This window comes from Solibacillus sp. FSL R5-0691, assembly GCF_037974225.1.
Classification (GTDB): Bacteria; Bacillota; Bacilli; order Bacillales_A; family Planococcaceae; genus Solibacillus.
In genome coordinates this window covers 1,551,277-1,568,754 of sequence record NZ_CP150231.1, presented here as the reverse complement: position 1 = coordinate 1,568,754, position 17,478 = coordinate 1,551,277, and the positions used below count along the sequence as shown (strand labels likewise).

Below are 17,478 nucleotides of genomic sequence, written 5' to 3'. Positions count from 1 at the left end.
ATTCCAATCAATTTTATTAAATATACATTTCTTAATATTTCTTCTTATGTCCTAGCCTCATCCATGGCTATACTAATAATTGTTTTGCGTTTTGAATTTGAAGTGCCACTTGCTCAAAGCCTGTGCCGCCTAATGAATTTCGTCGACTAACAGCAGCTTCCGGTGCAAGTACTGCGTAAATATCTTCTTCAATTAATGCGGATTCTTTCTGCATTTCTTCCAACGGCAGATCCAGTAAATAGATTCCTTGCTGGATACATGTAAATACAAGCTTTCCTGTTACTTCATGCGCTTCACGGAACGGCATTCCTTTTGTCGCCAAGTAATCCGCAAGCTCTGTCGCATTTGAAAAATCTGAATGTACCGCACTGTGAAGACGCGCTTTGTTGACCGTCATTGTACGAACCATACCTTCGAAAATTTTCAGTGAACCTAATACCGTTTCCATCGTGTCGAACATGCCTTCTTTATCTTCCTGCATATCTTTGTTGTACGTTAACGGCGTACCTTTTAATACCGTTAACAGCCCCATTAAGTTTCCGTATGCACGGCCTGTTTTTCCGCGGATTAATTCTGCCATATCCGGATTTTTCTTTTGCGGCATAATGGATGAACCTGTAGAGAATGCATCATCCAGCTCGATGAATTTAAATTCATCCGTAGACCAAATAATGATTTCTTCCGCGAAACGTGATAAGTGTGTCATTAATAATGCTGAATTCGATAAAAATTCAACGATAAAGTCACGGTCACTTACCGCATCCATAGAATTGGCATACACTTCCGCAAATCCTAGCAGTTCAGCCGATTTTAAACGGTCGATTGGGAATGTTGTACCTGCCATCGCACCGGCACCTAACGGTAAAATATCAATGCGTTTCATCGATTCAGTAAAACGCTCTTTATCACGTTGCAGCTGCCAGAAGTAAACCATTAAATGATGTGCAAAACTAATCGGCTGTGCACGCTGTAAATGCGTGTAGCCAGGCGCAATCGTATCCACATTCTGTTCTGCCTGCTCAACAATCGTTTTTTGGAAATGTTCGATCAAGCCGATTACTTCAGGTACGCGCTTTTTTAGGAATAGGTGCATATCCGTTGCGACCTGGTCATTACGCGAGCGTCCAGTATGAAGCTTTCCGCCAACAGGACCGATCAGATCAATCAGCATTTTCTCAAGATTTAAATGGATGTCTTCATTTGAAACCGAAAACTCCAGTTCACCCGCTTCGGCTTTTACTTTTAATTGTGCAAGACCGTCCAGAATTTTCTCGACATCTTCTTTAGGTAAAATATTTTGTGCACCTAGCATTGTGACATGTGCTACAGAACCTTCAATATCTTCCAATACTAACTGCTGATCAAAGCCAATCGATGCCCCGAACTCGTCAACCCAGCTTTCTGCAGACTTTTGGAAACGACCGCCCCATAATTTTGCCATAGTAGTTTCACTCCTCAACTTATGTTCCGAATAATAGAAGAAGCGACTCGGGTTCCGAATCGCTCACTTCAATAACCGTATATCTAATTATTTATTTACTGTTTGTTTTGTGCTTTTTGCTACTTCTGATGCAACAACTGTTGGCATACCCCATAATTCGATAAAGCCTACAGCAGAAGCGTGGTTAAATTGGTCATGTTTAGAATATGTCGCCAATTCTTCAGAGTATAGAGAATTTGGAGATTTACGTCCTTCAACAATCGCATGGCCTTTGTAAAGTTTTACACGAACTGTTCCGTTTACATACTTTTGTGTTTCTTTTAAGAACGCTTCAAGAGCTGTACGGATCGGGTTGAACCAAAGACCGTTATAGATGATTTCAGATAGTTTTTGCTCAATGATTGGTTTGAAATGCGCCAATTCTTTTACTAATGTAATATCTTCTAATTCTTTATGCGCTGTTAATAATACTTTTGCACCCGGAATTTCGTATACTTCACGAGATTTAATACCAACTAAACGGTTTTCAACGTGGTCAATACGTCCGATACCGTGTTCACCGGCAATTTTATTTAATTCTTGAATTAAGTCTGCTAGTTTCATTTGAATACCGTTAATCGAAACTGGTTTCCCTTCAACAAATTCGATTTCCACGTATTCCGGTGTATCCGGTGCTTCTTCCAATGAAACTGTTAAACCGTATGCTTCTTCAGGTGGTGCAACCCAAGGATCTTCCATTACACCAGCTTCGTTTGCACGGCCCCATAAGTTTTGGTCGATTGAGAATGGTGAATCAAGTGTTGCAGGAATCGGAACACCATGTTTTGCCGCATATTCGATTTCTTCATCACGGCTCCAGCCCCACTCACGTACAGGTGCTAAAACTTCAAGGTCCGGATTTAATGCTTTGATTGATACTTCAAAACGTACTTGGTCATTCCCTTTACCAGTACAACCGTGTGCTACTGCATCGGCATTTGTTTCATTCGCGATTTCTACTAATTTTTTAGAAATTAATGGACGAGATAATGCAGAAACTAATGGATACTTTTGCTCATACCAAGTATGTCCTTGTAATGAGATTAATGCGAAGTCCTCTGCAAACTCATCTTTTGCATCAATCATATATGATTCAACAGCACCTACTTGAAGTGCTTTGTTACGGATAAATTCTAAGTCTTTACCTTCACCAACATCAAGACATACTGCGATTACGTCCCAACCTTGTTCTTTTAACCATGGAATTGCTACTGATGTATCAAGACCACCTGAATATGCTAATACGACTTTTTTGTTCGCCATGTTAATTGCCCCCAAATGATGTATGTTTATACATTGAATTAATAGTTTATACACGAATAGTAACACGTTATAAAAATAAACGCAACTGCATTTATATAAATTTTTTCACTTTTTCATACAATCTAAAAACAATCATTTCGGAAGTTTTCACAGGCTCTCGTTCATGCATAAATATGCTATTTATTGCTAGACATTTCAAAAGAGAGCATTTCAATTTTTATAGGATAAAAATCGAATGCTCTCAAACTTACTTCTTATTAAAGAAACCTTTGCCGACAAATTCCACAAGTGCTGGCGCTACTGCATATAATTTACTCGTTACTGCCATAATACGTGGCAGGTTCACTTCGCGCGGACGTTTCACGATTGCTTGGACAACTTCTTTCGCGACTTTTTCAGGCGGTAACAGGAATTTCCCGATTGCATCCTTATAAGCGTTCGATGCATCGGCTTTCTGAATAAACGGTGTATCGATCGGTCCCGGATAAATTCCGGTAACTTGTATATTGTATTCTGCCAGCTCCAGACGAAGCCCATTTACAAAACCGGTAATTGCATGTTTACTCGCTGCATAAACACTCGCTTTTTTCGTAGCAACCTTCCCAGCCTGTGAACCGACAAAAATCAAATGGCCATTCTTTCTGTCAATCATTGCCGGTGCCAGACGTTTTGCCAAGTAGATGGGCGCACGTACATTGACATCAAGCATTTGATCAATTTCCTGATCAGCTAAATCTACGGCATTTTCAAAATAACCTAATCCGGCGTTTAAAATAGCGATATCGATTGGCGGAAGTTGCGAAACGACTTCATCTATTTGCGATGGAACTCTTATATCCGCTTTGTAGGCAACCGCCCCTATCCCATTTAAATAGTTAATCGCACTGTCATTTCTACCCGTCGCATAAACGGTATATCCTTCTTTTACTAGCATTTCTGTTACGATGCGCCCAATACCGCTTGTCGCACCTGTAATAAAAACTGTTTTTTTCATAGCTTCCCTCTTTATTATCTTATTTTTAGGTAATATAAAAACTAGTAAATGGCTATTTACTAGTTTGGGTAATGCCGAATAATTCACTTAATATGTCTTTTGATACGAGCACATCCGCCAATGTATAGGTATCAAGCACAGCCAAATAAGCAGTTAATGCTTCATGTAAAGCAAATTTAAGCCTGCACTCGGGAGATATTTTGCAAAGATTCCCCTCCGGATTGAAACATTCAACAAGGTGAAAGTCATCTTCTGTTTTGCGGACAACATCACCAATATTGATTTGCTCAGGTTCAAGTGCCAGACGAATACCGCCACCGCGTCCGCGAATCGTTTCGATATAGCCATGTTTCCCTAAATCATGGGTTACTTTCATTAAATGGTTTTTCGAAATTTGATACGCATTCGCTATTTCCTGAATCGTAACTAAATTCTCTCTGCCCCGTACACCTAAATACATGAGCGTACGTAAAGAATAATCTGTATATACTGTTAACCGCACGCTGTTCACCATCTTTCTACAACTTAAGTATAACATTTAAACAAAAATGTTCGAATAGAACGGCTTATGTTTATCGATGAATTCATTATATAGTTTTGTGTCCATTTTGTTAAAGATGTATTTTTGATATATCTTTGTGACAGAACTGTTAAAGATGTATTTTTGATATTGCTTTAGCATTTTTTTAGCAGTATATTGATGGTGCAAGTAACAAACAACCAAATTTGAGGGGACGTGCAAAGTATGTTAGCACAACAAACAATCAATATTATTAAATCAACAGTACCTGTATTGGAGGTACATGGATTAGCCATTACTAAAACTTTCTATTCAAACTTATTCAGAGAAAACCCAGAATTACTAAACATTTTCAACCATACAAACCAAAAGAAAGATCGTCAGCAAACAGCTTTAGCAAACACGGTTTATGCAGCAGCAGTTCACATCGATAACTTGGAAGCCATCGTACCGGCAGTTGTTCAAATTGCACATAAACACGTTAGTTTAGGAATTTTACCGGAGCATTATCCGATCGTCGGCAAATATTTATTGGAAGCAATCAAAGAAGTTCTAGGAGATGCAGCAACAGATGAAATTATCGACGCTTGGGGTAAAGCTTACGGCGTGATTGCGGATGTCTTCATTTCAGTGGAAGAAGATTTATACAAAGCAGCAGAAAATGCTGGCGGCTGGCGCGCATTCAAAGAATTTACTATTGCAGAAGTTGTGGAAGAAAGCGAAGCGGTAAAATCATTCTATTTAAAACCAGTTAACGGCGAGAAATTGCCTGCATTCAAAGCAGGACAATTCATTACATTACGTACACAAGTACCTGGCCAACAATACTTAATGAACCGCCAATATACATTAACTGACGGTTCGGAAGATTATTTCCGCATTTCTGTAAAACGTGAAGATGATGTCACACCAAACGGAATTGTTTCAAACTTCCTGCACAACGCAGAAATCGGTACAAAAGTGGACGTAAGTGCTCCTGCAGGTGTGTTCACACTAGTGGAAAACGACAGCCCGGTTCTATTCATCAGCGGTGGTGTTGGTGTAACACCATTACAAGGAATGCTAAAAACAATCGAAGGTCGCCAAGCATCATTTATCCAATGTGCACGCAATGAAAATGTAGCAGCCTTCAAAGAAACAATCGAACAAAACGTTGCTGCGACAGACGGAAAATATAAAGCGGTTTATTCAGATTTAGACGGCTATATTACTAAAGCGCAAATCGAGGAATTCCTAGTACCTGGTACGGAAGTGTATGTATGCGGTCCAACAGTATTCATGGAAACTGTCATTCAATACTTAGTTGAGCTAGGCGTACCTGCCGAAAAAATTCATTACGAATTCTTCGGTGCTGCGATGGCGTTACAGATTAAGAAGACAGCATAAGTTATAGAGCGAGATAGAGATACAACCAGTTGCCGGGAGATATGCCGGTGACTGGTTTTTTTGCTGGGATAAGGAGCAAACCGTGTTTAGAAATGGAGCGCCGGTTTTCTAATAAATTAGTGAGATGTTCTAATAAACTCTGAAAAGTTCTAATAAAATCAGTAAACCGCGTTTTCTAATGTATCATCGCTCAGCTCTAATGCGATGACATGCCGGTTTTCTAATAAGTTAGTCAGATGTTCTAATAAACCCAGAAAAGTTCTAATAAAACTGCGATCTTCTAATATAAGTCGCCGATGTTCAAATAAGTGGTCGAGATTTTCTAATAAGTGGCTGGGAACATCTAATATCTGAGTCGGATGTTCTAATATATCCAGGAAAGTTCTAATATAAGCTGCAGACCTCATTTTCCAATGTGCCAATACGTAGTTTTACTAAGATGGAGTGCTGGTTTTAATGCGATCTTCTAATAAGTTGCCGAGAACTTCTAATATGCGAGTCGGATGTTCTAATATATCCTGAGAAGTTCTAATAAAATTTGCAAACCGCATTTTCTACAAAGCTGGTGTGTGGTTTTAGGGAAATGGTATGACGGTTTTCTAATAAGTTAGTCAGATGTTCTAATAAACGCTGAAAAGTTCTAATAAAACCCCGATCTTCTAATATAAGTGGCCGATGTTCAAATAAGTGGTTGAGATTTTCTAATAAGTGGTTGGGAACATCTAATATATGAGTCGGATGTTCTAATATATCCGGGAAAGTTCTAATATAAGCTGCAGACCTAATTTTCCAATGTGCCGGTACGTAGTTTTACTGAGATGGAGTGCTGGTTTTAATGCGATTTTCTAATATGTTGCCAAGGACTTCTAATAAGCGAGTAAAATGTTCTAATAAAATCAGAAAAGTTCTAATAAAATCAGCAAACCGCGCGTAGTTTTACTAAGATAGTAAGCCGGTTTCCTCAATCAAAACAAACCAAAACCTAAAACGAGCCCGGTACAACACCGGACTCACTATTAAAACAAGCTGATAAATGTTTCCGCGATTAACGGATCAAAATGTTTTTCTTTATTTTCTTCAATGAAGGCCAATGCTTTTTCTTCCGGCCAGGAATCTTTATACGGTCTGCGCGTCGTTAATGCATCAAAAACATCGACAACCGAAACTACTCTTGCTTCAAGCGGAATCTGCTCACCCTTTAACTGGAACGGATAGCCTGCCCCATCCCATCTTTCATGGTGGTACAAAATGATATTCTCGGCGACTTCCATACTCTTGATAAAATCATAATGGATTTCCTTCGACATTTTGCTTAGTATATCCGCCCCTGTCAATGGATGCATTTCAATGATTTTTCTTTCATAAATAGACAATGCGCCAGGTTTATACAAAATTCCTTCTGGCATGCTCGCTTTTCCGATATCGTGCAATATACTGGAATGAATCACATTGTTCATATAATTAGATTCGAGTTGAAGATTGTTTTTTTCATTGTGGGCGTTCAAAAGTTTTTCCGTCAATGCCTGAACCCGTATTAAATGCTCTTCCGTCCCCGGATCACGGATTTCACATGAGATGGCCAGCACTTTCAATAGCTCTCTCTGTACTTCCACTTTTTTGTCTTCAGATAAATATAACCCCTCTTCCAGTTGCTCTAATGCGCGGAAAACGCCTATATAAAACCACTCTTCTTCAACTTTGATAGGTGTAATCGTAATAGAAGAATGCCAAAGTTCCCCGGATTTCTTTCGGTTCACCAAAATTCCAGACCACGGAATCCGTTGCTTTAATGAATCCTTCATTGAACGATATGTATCTGTACTTGTAAGATTTGATTTAATAAAACCCGCTTTCACCCCAATTATTTTACTTCTTTTAAAACCTGTCACCTCTTCATATGTATCATTGACTTCTAAAATAATATGGTCACTGTCTGTTATCAGTACAGCATCCCCCAATGCCAAAAAACTTTTTAACTGGCAAGGTAACTGCAACATCGTTTTCATAAACAGCCTCCTGTTTCATTTTCTCTCATCTAACATCGTGGTGTCATTTTCATATGTATATGGAAATATTATACTGATAAAGCAAAAATAATGCGCTCCTGTTCTTGGTCGAAAATGTCACTTTTACTACTCGTTATATCGAATTCTTAATATTTAGATTTTTTAACTAAAAATAAGGCACTGCTAGCATATGGAATCATACTTAATGAAATGTAGCTATAGTTAATGAATGTCGGGACATGATAGTAATTAACAGGAATCTAACAGGAGGAAATGAAATGAAAAAATTTATTATATTAATGTTGAGTTTAATTTTCATATTGGCTGCATGCGGAAATTCAAAACAAACCATTTCTCAATCTGCAGATAAGGAAAGTAAAACTGATAAAACGGAAGAAAGTGCAGATACTGATGAAAAAGCCAATGAAAAATTAGAAATTGCAGATTCAGGATCTACTGTATGGAGCGATTCTATTGACTCCATTTGGATTAATACAGCAGCTATTTATAAAAACACGGGCGATGTGCCGGTGGATATTGGTGAGACGCAAATGAATTACAAAGGGAAAGACGGTAGTATTTTAGGCACTTCAACGATGATTTATGCTGTTCCTGAAATTGTTCAGCCTGGAGAATCCGCTTTTATCGTAGAAGGTACAACACTCAATGAGGAAACTTCCTTAGAAAACTATTCTGAAACAACATTTAATTTTAATTTCGAAGCAACTGAAGAAGGTTCAAACTTAATGGAAGTAAGTGCAGTAAAAGGAATTTCAAGCGAATACGGATATAGTGTTACAGGTATTGTTAAGAACTCTACGGATGTTGAGCAAGAAGATATACGTCTGGCGGCTATTTTATACGATGCAAACGGAAAAATTTTAGGCGGATTATCTGGCAGTGTTGATGTAGGACTAGCTGCTGGCGGTGAAGCCGGTTTTGAACTTAGCTACCCACCATTGCCAGATAACATCGGTTCGAAGGTAAATAAAATCGAGGTGAAAAGCTTCGGCTTCACTTGGTAAACAAAGGAGTATACAGGATGAAAAAAACATTGTTTATTTTAAGTACTGCGCTATTATTTTTAACGGCTTGTAATGCCGATGAAGATAAGAAATCGGATAGTCAGAAAGAACAAGGCATTGAAGTAGACAAAGGCTTGCTTGATGTGGAATTAACATTACCTGCCGACTTTTTTGAAGGGGAAACACCAGAAGAAATTCAAGCAGCCGCCAAAGAAAAAGGTGTTAAAGAAGTTAAAGTAAATGAAGATGGTACTGTTTATTACAAAATGAGTAAATCTGCACACAAGAAAATGATGAAGGAAATGGAACAAGGTGTCATTAGTGCGGTTGATGATCTAGTCAACGGCGAGGACTACGAATCGTTCAAAGAAATTTCGTATAACAAGGACTTCACGGAATTTGATGTGACAGTAAATGCGGAGACATTTGAAAATAGTTTCGATTCATTCGGACTATTTGGATTAGCTTATGTTTCCATGATTTACAGTGCATTTGATGGCAAGTCCAGCGAGGATCTTAAAACAACCGTTAATATCATTGATGAAAAAACGGGAGAAAAAACGGATACCATTGTATTCCCTGATGATATAGAAGATGATACTGAAAATAGTGATGCAGCGTCAGAAGAATAAGGTTTCGTTATAATAAATGCAGCTCAGTAAACGATTTATAAATAAATCTTACTGGGCTTTTTTTAATCACCAAATCATTTCCTCTGCTCTTTTTTAATAAAAATATTGATTAGCCTATTTATTATCTCAAAATAGAATTTCAACTGGATCTTTAGAAAATTATGGTATGCCCTCTTATTTCCACGGCCACATAACTCCCATCCAAAGGCCGGTTCCAGTCCCTTCTGGAACGAACCACTAAAGGCCCCTCCACATGAACCCGCAAAAGGTCCCTCAAAAAGATCTTATATCTTTTAAATAATTTAAAAAATATATATTGTTGCGTTAAAACGCAACCAGGTGGATTTTTTCTTTGTACCACTTAACAATCTAGCAATGAAAATTATTATTTCACCACGTTTGTCCCCTTTTGGGGATTTGAAAGGCATATATAAGGCAAGAGAGCATACACAAATGGAGACGGGAACATTCAAATATTTTGCAAGAACACTTAATTGTTTCAACAGCATTTTTTGTACTATTGAAATCATCGTATACAATAATAAGCTAGATGCTATCTTTGTTTATCTCATTGGCTTTGGTATCTTGTTTATGCAAAAAAAACCTCCCAATTTTTATTTAGGAGGCGTTCTTTAATTATAACATACGTTTTAATAATATTTTGGGCTTTCACACTTTCAACTATTAGAGAAATTGTTTCGATGAAATAGTTAATCTCTAAAGAAGATATTTCCCATCCATTAACTTCGTGCTCTAATAAATAAGGAATATCAGGTTTTTCATTATTAATACCCTGTTTTATTTAATGATTTATTCTCTTCTCTCGATGTATGACTAGTAATATCACTTTTCTTATAAAACTGAATCCCGTCACGTTCTTCAATCTCGACCATACCTTGATCTATCAAATAATCAAACTGCCCTAATGTTTCAGATAGTGTCAGTCCTAGCTGCTGCTGGTAGATGCGTTCGAATAATTGAGTGGTCATTTCAAAGTTGGTTTGTGGTGTATCGAGCATGCCGTAAACTTTTAATGCGCGTTGTCTTTGTTTTTCCAACCGTTCATCGATAAGTGGTTCGATATTTGTCAGTTCTGCGCCATGACCTGTATATACTTTTGAGATATCTAAATTTTTCAGACGTTTAAGTGATTCATTATATTGCAGCAATGATTTAGGTCGCTCCATCGATAAATCAAGCGGTGGCTCGACTAATGGATTCGACGATGTGCGTTCCAGCAGTAAATCACCGCCAATGCATTCGCGGGTATTCTCTTCAACAAAAATCAGATGGCTTTGCGCATGCCCGGGTGTTTCATAAACTTTCATACCAGGATGGCCCGGCACTTCATCGCCTTCTTTTAAATAACCCGTCAACGGAATCGTACCGAATAGTTCAATTTCGCCTTTAACATGTAAAATCCGGTCTACATATTTTTCAGGCACCCCTTGCTCGATTAAAAGCTTTTTGAAAAATCGCTCATGATACTGCAGAAATTCCGGCTCTTTTTTCATCCAGTAATCAACATATTGATGGCCTAATACTTCCGCCCCTGGAAATGCATCGATCCAACCGGCATGATCCGGATGATGGTGCGTTAAGACGACTTGTTCTACATCTTTCATATCATAACCTGCAGCGCGCAGTCCCCATTTGATCGCTTCATACGCTTCTTCGGTTTTCGGACCTGCATCAAATAATGTCAGCGCATCTCCCTTTACTAAAAAAGCATTTACATCTCCCACTGCATATGGTGTAGGTATCACAATTTTATGTACTTCCATAGTTTAATCCCCTTTATCTTAATTCAGCAATCACTCACCTCTTCAAGTAGGTGATAGCTGCTTGTTTTGTTTAACTCAGCTGCTGGACCAAAAGCCAGCTGAATAAAGAAAAGCCTCTGGCAGGTGTCGCAGATTTTAAAAGAAATTTATGAGGAAGTCAGCCTAAAACACCGCATCCTGCGACAACGGCTAACTCACCCACGTCCTGTTGGCCTCAACTGAAAAAATCTGGACGCCAATTACACCGAGACGTAATCAATTCGCTCGCAATGAATGACTATTCATTTATTTTAACTCTTTTTTCTTCATTCGTCACGTCAAAGGTTGACAGTTTTTCAATACAGCACTATAATTTTGGATAATTCAAAATTTACAGGCAATGAAAAAGCTAAGTAAATTATTTTAAGGTTTTAGAGAGTGCCGTCTTTGCTGAAATCGGCATAACCCGCTGAAATAATTGAACCTCCTTTTGAGCCGTTATGACAACATAACCGTATCCTTTGCGATAAAAAGGCTGAAGCTGCACACATTATGTGTGAACAAAGGTGGTACCGCGGAAATTTATGCATTTTCGTCCTTACATTAGTAGGGATGGAGATGCTTTTTTATTTGTTAAACGAAGTCTTAATGCAAAATGGAATTGGATTAAAAAATCGGAGGGATATAATATGCAAAAAATTATTTTTATCGGCGCAGGATCGATGGCAGAAGCGCTTATTCACGGTTGGACCAAAAAGAATGTCATCCATCCACATTCCCTGTTTATATCCAATCGGTCCAATAAAGAACGCCTTAAAGAATTGGTCGAAAGCTACGATGTTAAACTGTTGGAGGACCATACTCAATTGCAGGATGCGGATCTTGTCATTTTGGCAATGAAACCAAAAGATGCCCGCGCTGCGATGGAAATAATCGCACCACATTTAGGAGCAGATACGGCTATTATTTCTGTGCTCGCCGGTGTAACGATTGAAACAATTGAACAGTATCTCGGCAACCGATCAATAGCTCGTGTCATGCCAAACACATCCGCACAAATCGGCATGTCTGCATCCGGTATCGCGTTCAATCCGCATGTTACAGACGTGCAGCGTTCACTTTATATTCAAATGCTTGAAGCGATCGGCATTGTCATTGAAGTGGAAGAAGAGAAACTGCATGCTGTTACAGCACTTGCTGGAAGCGGACCTGCCTACTTATACTATTTGGTTGAAGCATTTGAACAGGCCGGTGCTGAGTTTGGGCTATCAAAAGAAGTCGTGCGGGAACTGATGGTACAGACAATAGCCGGTTCAGCGGAAATGCTGAAATCCGGAAACGTGGAGCCTTCTATATTGCGCAGAAAAGTGACAAGTCCAGGTGGCACGACAGAAGCCGGAATTAAAGCACTTGAATCGATGTCCTTTAACGAAGCGATTGTGAACTGTGTTCGAAGTGCGGAAAACCGCTCAAGAGAACTAGCGCGCGGGGAATAAACATACTCATTGAACTTATTAGTAGGAAATAACTTTAGATACTACAGGGCTCCTGATGAACTTAATTTTCAGCAGCCCAACCTCCAAAAAAGCTTGTGTCTCAAAAAGAATCAAGCTTTTTCTCTTTGTAATCATTTACTTTTCCTGGGAAATACCATGATTACCCCACCTTGAAACTTCGATATTATAAAGATACCCAAGGTTCACATCTTAACCGCTAAAGTAAAATCACAATGTATCCTAAATTATTCTTTATCTTTCTTCTCTTTATCTTTTTCTTTCCACTCTTTATCTTTCTCTTTTCTCTCTTTGTCTTTGTCTTTATCTTTCTCTTTTCTCTCTTTATCCTTCTCTTTTCTCTCTTTATCTTTCTCTTTTCTCTCTTTATCTTTCTCTTTTCTCTCTTTATCTTTCTCTTTTCTCTCTTTATCCTTCTCCTTTTTCTCTTTATTCTTCACTTTCATCTCTTTCATTTCTTTCTTCTTCTGCTCTTTCTCGTAAGCCCCCAATCAAACCACGCATATAAGACCGATCTGCCTCCTAGTATGATGAACCTATCAACTTATTAGGAGGTGCTTTTCATTGTCTCGTCCAAAACTCAATATCATTCCAGTTAAGTTAGAGCCGCTAGAAGATTTTCAAGAGGTGCCCACTAACTCTAGCCCTGAGCCAATCTGTATCATAAAAGCCCAGGAGAAGGAAATTCAATTTTACAAAGGGATTGATGAATCGGTTGTTCGAACGATAGTAAAGGAGCTGCATCTATTTGAAGCATGATTTTACAACCGTTGAAAATATCTATATTATCTGCGGGAAAACGGATATGCGAAATGGCATTGATGGGCTCGCCACACTCGTTCAGGATTCCTATAACCTAGATCCGTACAGTGACTCTATTTTTTTGTTTTGCGGAAGACAGAAAGACCGTTATAAATGTCTCTATTTTGACGGGGATGGCTTCGCCCTGCTTTATAAGCGAATTGATAACGGGCGTCTGAAATGGCCACGGAATGAAAATGAAGTGCAGCAACTTACACAGCAGGAACTTCGCTGGTTATTAGAAGGTTTATCCATCGTACAATCACAATCTATAAAAAAAGCTAGACGCAGTCTATTTTAGTGCTATAATTTCCATAGCATTTAATGAATGAAACGTGGTGAAATGATGAGATGGAACAACAAGAACGCCTAGTCCAAGTACTCGAAGAACAATTAGCCTATATGAAGAAACAAAATGAAGAACTTTCAATCAAACTGGACCAGTCGTTGGCTCAAAATAAAGTTCTCTCTGAACAAATTCGCCAGCTGACGAAAGCTTTATTCGGCTCAAAATCCGAAAAATCAAAGTACCAGGCACCGGATGGACAAGGTTCTTTATTTGAAGATGATCTGTTTTTTAGCGAACCTGAGCATACAGAAGAACAAAGCACGGACAGCGTGACGTATACGGTTGTTCGTAAATTACATAAAAAGAAGCGGAATGATTCTTTCCTCGATCACGTAGAAATCGAAGAAATTCATCATCGACCAGACAACATTCAATGTGACTGTTGCCGAGGGACAATGGCAGAAGCCGGTACTACCCTTGTACGTGAAGAAGCAAAGTTCATTCCAGCTACCATGAAGCGGATTCGGCATTTTGAATCCGCTTATGAGTGTAGGTCCTGTAAAAAGGACATCACTCAAAAAGCGCAAATTAAACGCGGGAAAGCTCCTAACCCGATACTTTTACGTAGCCTTGCAGGACCTAGTGTATTAGCAAAAGTTATCTACGATAAATATGTCCAATACCTCCCACTGTATCGTCAGGTAAAAGAATGGGCGAGAAGCGGACTCATGACCAACGATAAAAACTTATCCAATTGGGTCATCCGTGGAACCAAAGAGTGGCTGTATCCTGTGTATCAGTATCTGGAAATGGTGATGAACCATAAATCGTTCATGCATTTTGATGAAACGACGGCACAGGTGCTCCATCGCACCGATGGAAAGTCACCTCAATCGACTGCTTATAATTGGGTCCGTCGTAGCCTGCCTGTCGAAGGACCGGTCATCGTACTTTTCCACCATGCCTTATCTCGGAGCCGTACGGTGCTGGATCAACTGACAACCGATTTCAAAGGCACGATTATTTGCGACGGATATTCCGCTTATGGCAAGCTCGACAATATAACGTTCGCTAACTGTTGGGCACATGTCCGTCGCTATTGGCTAAAAGCCGTTAGTAAGCATGGCAAAAAAGGGGTTGATTTCTGTGATCGCTTATATCGATTGGAACGGAAGTTCAAACACCTGTCACCACGCAAACGTGAAAAAGCGCGCCAAAAAGAATCGAAACCGATTTTGGAAGAATTCTTTAACTGGATTGAAACCTCCCCGTTTTTCGGTAAAAACGCATTAGCAAAAGCAGCCGAATATACATTGAACCGTGCTGCAGGTTTAAAAGCATTTTTAGATGATGGCAGACTAGAGATTGATAATAATCCGGCAGAAAATGCGATTCGCCCAAGTGTCATCGGTCGAAAAAACTGGCTTTTCTCTACAAGTGAAGCAGGAGCCGAAGCCAATGCGATCTGTCTGAGTCTTGCCGAAACTGCCAAAGCAAACGGCATTGACTTCTATAAATATTTGGTCAAGCTGTTCACGGAGTTGCCCAACCAAAATATCTACCAAAATCCAAAAATCATTAAGCAGTACATGCCTTGGTCCAAAAACATTCAGGCAACCTGCGCAAAATAGCCCTCTATCCCAAAAAAAATCTGGATAGAAGGGCTATTCGTCATGCGTGCCGTAAAGGTGCGTTTTTTTATATTTCGGGCTTACTCTTTCTCTTTCTTTTCCTGTTCTTTTAGCTGTTTGGCCAGTAGCGGTAGGGCAAATTCTTTTTGGTTAAACTCAGTAATCGATTCAGTCAAAATTTCGTTGAAAACCTTTGTGGCAGTCATTCCGCCAGTTCCCGATAAATAATGATTTTCATCTGTTTGATCATAGCCCATCCATATTGCGCCCACTATTTCCGGTGTATATCCAACAAACCAGTGATCCTTTGCACCACCGGAATTCGCAAATGGAAGCTCTGATGTGCCCGTTTTGCCGGCTATTTCCCATCCATCTACTTGGGCATTTTTCGCTGAACCTTCTTCGACAACACCTTTAAGCATATATGTTATTTCTTGAGCAACTAGGGGCTTTGTCACGTTCGTCTCATTGTGCTCCCACTTAGCAATGATCTTGCCGTCTGCATCTTCAATTTTTTGTATGGCATGCGCTTCTACCATTACCCCATCATTAGGAAATGTTGAATACGCCTGAGCCATTTGTAAAGGAGAAACCCCTTCATGTAAACCACCAAGTGCTAAACCTAAATTATGATCCTCTTCTTTCAATTCAATGCCAAAACGCTCCACTGCATTTATACCGGATTTCAATCCCATTTTATTTAATAGCCATACCGGTGGGATATTGTATGAATTCACCAATGCTTCATACATTGTGACTTCTCCATGGAATCGTTTGTCATAGTTCATTGGCTGATACCCGTCAATATTAATCGGTGAATCTGGTAATTTATCATACATTCCATAGCCTTGTTCCAGAGCAGGAGTATATGCCGCCAATGGTTTTATAGCGGATGCTGGTTGACGTTTTAATTGAGTTGCTCGATTAAACCCTCTAAAAGTATGGTCTCCCCTTCCTCCAACAAGAGCACTGATTCCACCAGTTGACGGATTGATAAAGATTGCCCCACTTTGGATGAACTGGTCAGATTGCCCTTCAGGAAACACTTCATTACCGTTATATACCTGTTCAATTGTATTTTGGATTGCAGGATTCAGTTCTGTATAAATATGAAGTCCGCCTGAGAGAACTTCATTTTCTGTAAGCCCGTATTGTTTAATCGCTTCGTCAATAATATGATCTACATAATAAGGATATTTCCCCTTATACTCATCAAATTTTTTGCCCTCTACTACGATAGGTTGTGCTTTTCCATCTTTCACTTCATTTGGAGTAATGTACCCTTCCTTTTCCATTAATGATAGAACAAGGTCTCTCCGTTGAACTGATTTATCCATATCTTTTATAGGTGATAATATCGAAGGCGCTTTAATCAAACCTGCAAGCATGGCCGACTCGCCTAATGTTAATTCACTCACGTCTTTGCCGAAATATGTTTGGGAAGCACGCTGTACGCCCCAGGCTCCTTCACCAAAATAGATCTGATTTAAATAGCTTTCCATAATTTTGTCTTTCTCATATGTTCGTTCAATTTTTTTCGTCAAAATGAGCTCTTTAAACTTCCTCGTATAGGTACGTTCTTGTGTTAGAAAGACGTTTTTAGCCAACTGCTGTGTAATCGTACTTCCTCCAGCAACAATTTCTCCACTCATCGTATTTTGAGTCATTGCACGGACAATTCCTATCATGTTAATCCCACTATGCTTGTAAAACTTCTGGTCTTCCGTTGCAATTACAGCATGAATCAGATGTTCCGGAATTTGATCTATATTGACGCCATCTATTTTGGAACCTGTTACTTTACTGGCTACCTCTCCATTTTGATCATAAATAATCGTTGGCTGCGGCGTAGGTTCTTCGAGTTTACTGACATCACTTTTCCATATAAAAATATTAAATACGAGCAAACAGCACAATAAAAATATGGAAAGTCCTAGTATTACTTTCATGATTATTTTTTTATCTTTAACCTTACGCCATACCCGCCCGGTTAATTTTTGCTGCTGTCTTCTTTCCACTCTTTTCACGTTTCGTTCCACCTTTAGTCTTACGATTCAGTTTCTGCATAAAGGTTATTGTTAGTTAGGAAATATGCATAGTCAATAGGTTTTTGATAAACCGCTACTTTGTCCTCTACTAAAACCCAAGTATTCATATCATATCTCCTATTTAAT

15 protein-coding genes and 1 other annotated feature are annotated in these 17,478 nt (G+C 39.1%); of the genes, 7 read left to right on the top strand and 8 right to left on the bottom strand.

The window, feature by feature from the left end; translation table 11 throughout:
• Positions 1-67: 67 nt before the first annotated feature.
• The 4 genes from argH to MKY51_RS07665 form a co-directional block, all read right to left on the bottom strand.
• The gene (argH, locus tag MKY51_RS07680; RefSeq protein WP_079526508.1) at positions 68-1,441 is read right to left on the bottom strand and encodes an argininosuccinate lyase; all 1,374 of its coding nucleotides are present in this window, start codon (positions 1,439-1,441) and stop codon (positions 68-70) included.
• Between the two features lie 87 nt (positions 1,442-1,528).
• Positions 1,529-2,743 (bottom strand): argininosuccinate synthase, encoded by a 1,215-nt coding sequence (locus tag MKY51_RS07675; protein WP_008407826.1) that lies wholly within the window; start codon positions 2,741-2,743, stop codon positions 1,529-1,531.
• A gap of 247 nt (positions 2,744-2,990) precedes the next feature.
• Positions 2,991-3,737, bottom strand: coding sequence for an SDR family NAD(P)-dependent oxidoreductase (locus MKY51_RS07670; protein WP_339176304.1), 747 nt, complete (start codon positions 3,735-3,737; stop codon positions 2,991-2,993).
• Positions 3,738-3,789: 52 nt separating this feature from the next.
• Positions 3,790-4,239 (bottom strand): Rrf2 family transcriptional regulator, encoded by a 450-nt coding sequence (locus MKY51_RS07665; RefSeq protein ID WP_339176302.1) that lies wholly within the window; start codon positions 4,237-4,239, stop codon positions 3,790-3,792.
• A gap of 243 nt (positions 4,240-4,482) precedes the next feature.
• Here MKY51_RS07665 and hmpA point away from each other — a divergent pair, with 243 nt between their 5' ends.
• Positions 4,483-5,643 (top strand): NO-inducible flavohemoprotein, encoded by a 1,161-nt coding sequence (gene hmpA, locus MKY51_RS07660; RefSeq protein WP_339176301.1) that lies wholly within the window; start codon positions 4,483-4,485, stop codon positions 5,641-5,643.
• A 1,016-nt stretch (positions 5,644-6,659) separates the two neighbouring features.
• On the opposite strand, the gene MKY51_RS07655 is transcribed toward hmpA, so the two are convergent.
• Positions 6,660-7,649 carry an HD domain-containing phosphohydrolase gene (locus tag MKY51_RS07655; RefSeq protein WP_339176300.1) on the bottom strand — a complete coding sequence of 330 codons (990 nt, stop codon included), beginning with the start codon at positions 7,647-7,649 and terminating at the stop codon, positions 6,660-6,662.
• Between the two features lie 278 nt (positions 7,650-7,927).
• Between MKY51_RS07655 and MKY51_RS07650 the strand changes: the two genes are divergently transcribed.
• Both MKY51_RS07650 and MKY51_RS07645 read left to right on the top strand, forming a co-directional pair.
• Positions 7,928-8,674, top strand: coding sequence for an FxLYD domain-containing protein (locus MKY51_RS07650; RefSeq protein ID WP_339176299.1), 747 nt, complete (start codon positions 7,928-7,930; stop codon positions 8,672-8,674).
• Positions 8,675-8,691: 17 nt separating this feature from the next.
• A complete protein-coding gene (locus tag MKY51_RS07645) occupies positions 8,692-9,306 on the top strand; it encodes a hypothetical protein (RefSeq protein ID WP_339176298.1) in 615 nt (204 codons plus the stop codon).
• Between the two features lie 785 nt (positions 9,307-10,091).
• Here the strand turns inward: MKY51_RS07645 and MKY51_RS07640 are convergent.
• A complete protein-coding gene (locus tag MKY51_RS07640) occupies positions 10,092-11,090 on the bottom strand; it encodes an MBL fold metallo-hydrolase (RefSeq protein ID WP_339176297.1) in 999 nt (332 codons plus the stop codon).
• 370 nt (positions 11,091-11,460) lie between these two features.
• Positions 11,461-11,672: a binding site (T-box leader), on the top strand.
• Here MKY51_RS07640 and proC point away from each other — a divergent pair.
• Entirely contained in the window at positions 11,654-12,565 is a 912-nt protein-coding gene (gene proC, locus MKY51_RS07635; RefSeq protein ID WP_339176296.1) for a pyrroline-5-carboxylate reductase, read from the top strand. (Overlaps the previous feature by 19 nt.)
• A gap of 245 nt (positions 12,566-12,810) precedes the next feature.
• Here the strand turns inward: proC and MKY51_RS07630 are convergent, their stop codons facing one another.
• Positions 12,811-13,038 (bottom strand): hypothetical protein, encoded by a 228-nt coding sequence (locus MKY51_RS07630; protein ID WP_339176295.1) that lies wholly within the window; start codon positions 13,036-13,038, stop codon positions 12,811-12,813.
• 109 nt (positions 13,039-13,147) lie between these two features.
• Between MKY51_RS07630 and MKY51_RS07625 the strand changes: the two genes are divergently transcribed.
• From MKY51_RS07625 to MKY51_RS07615, 3 genes are read left to right on the top strand one after another with little or no spacing between them, the layout of a single operon-like run.
• The gene (locus tag MKY51_RS07625; protein WP_339176087.1) at positions 13,148-13,342 is read left to right on the top strand and encodes a hypothetical protein; all 195 of its coding nucleotides are present in this window, start codon (positions 13,148-13,150) and stop codon (positions 13,340-13,342) included.
• A complete protein-coding gene (gene tnpB / locus MKY51_RS07620) occupies positions 13,332-13,685 on the top strand; it encodes an IS66 family insertion sequence element accessory protein TnpB (RefSeq protein WP_339176085.1) in 354 nt (117 codons plus the stop codon). The genes MKY51_RS07625 and tnpB overlap by 11 nt, the downstream gene beginning before the upstream one ends.
• Positions 13,686-13,735: 50 nt before the next feature.
• Positions 13,736-15,304: an IS66 family transposase gene (locus MKY51_RS07615; protein ID WP_339176084.1), complete on the top strand. Its 1,569-nt coding sequence runs from the start codon at positions 13,736-13,738 to the stop codon at positions 15,302-15,304.
• 80 nt (positions 15,305-15,384) lie between these two features.
• Here the strand turns inward: MKY51_RS07615 and MKY51_RS07610 are convergent, their stop codons facing one another.
• Positions 15,385-17,331, bottom strand: coding sequence for a PBP1A family penicillin-binding protein (locus MKY51_RS07610; RefSeq protein WP_339176294.1), 1,947 nt, complete (start codon positions 17,329-17,331; stop codon positions 15,385-15,387).
• Positions 17,332-17,478 lie beyond the last annotated feature (147 nt).

Coding starts and splice junctions, on each gene's coding strand:
- argH (WP_079526508.1), bottom strand. CDS start 1,441: ATGGCAAAATTATGGGGCGGTCGTTTCCAAAAGTCTGCAGAAAGCTGG.
- MKY51_RS07670 (WP_339176304.1), bottom strand. CDS start 3,737: ATGAAAAAAACAGTTTTTATTACAGGTGCGACAAGCGGTATTGGGCGC.
- proC (WP_339176296.1), top strand. CDS start 11,654: ATGCATTTTCGTCCTTACATTAGTAGGGATGGAGATGCTTTTTTATTT.
- MKY51_RS07615 (WP_339176084.1), top strand. CDS start 13,736: ATGGAACAACAAGAACGCCTAGTCCAAGTACTCGAAGAACAATTAGCC.
- MKY51_RS07645 (WP_339176298.1), top strand. CDS start 8,692: ATGAAAAAAACATTGTTTATTTTAAGTACTGCGCTATTATTTTTAACG.
- MKY51_RS07630 (WP_339176295.1), bottom strand. CDS start 13,038: ATGAAAGAGATGAAAGTGAAGAATAAAGAGAAAAAGGAGAAGGATAAA.
- MKY51_RS07640 (WP_339176297.1), bottom strand. CDS start 11,090: ATGGAAGTACATAAAATTGTGATACCTACACCATATGCAGTGGGAGAT.
- MKY51_RS07650 (WP_339176299.1), top strand. CDS start 7,928: ATGAAAAAATTTATTATATTAATGTTGAGTTTAATTTTCATATTGGCT.
- MKY51_RS07655 (WP_339176300.1), bottom strand. CDS start 7,649: ATGAAAACGATGTTGCAGTTACCTTGCCAGTTAAAAAGTTTTTTGGCA.
- MKY51_RS07675 (WP_008407826.1), bottom strand. CDS start 2,743: ATGGCGAACAAAAAAGTCGTATTAGCATATTCAGGTGGTCTTGATACA.
- hmpA (WP_339176301.1), top strand. CDS start 4,483: ATGTTAGCACAACAAACAATCAATATTATTAAATCAACAGTACCTGTA.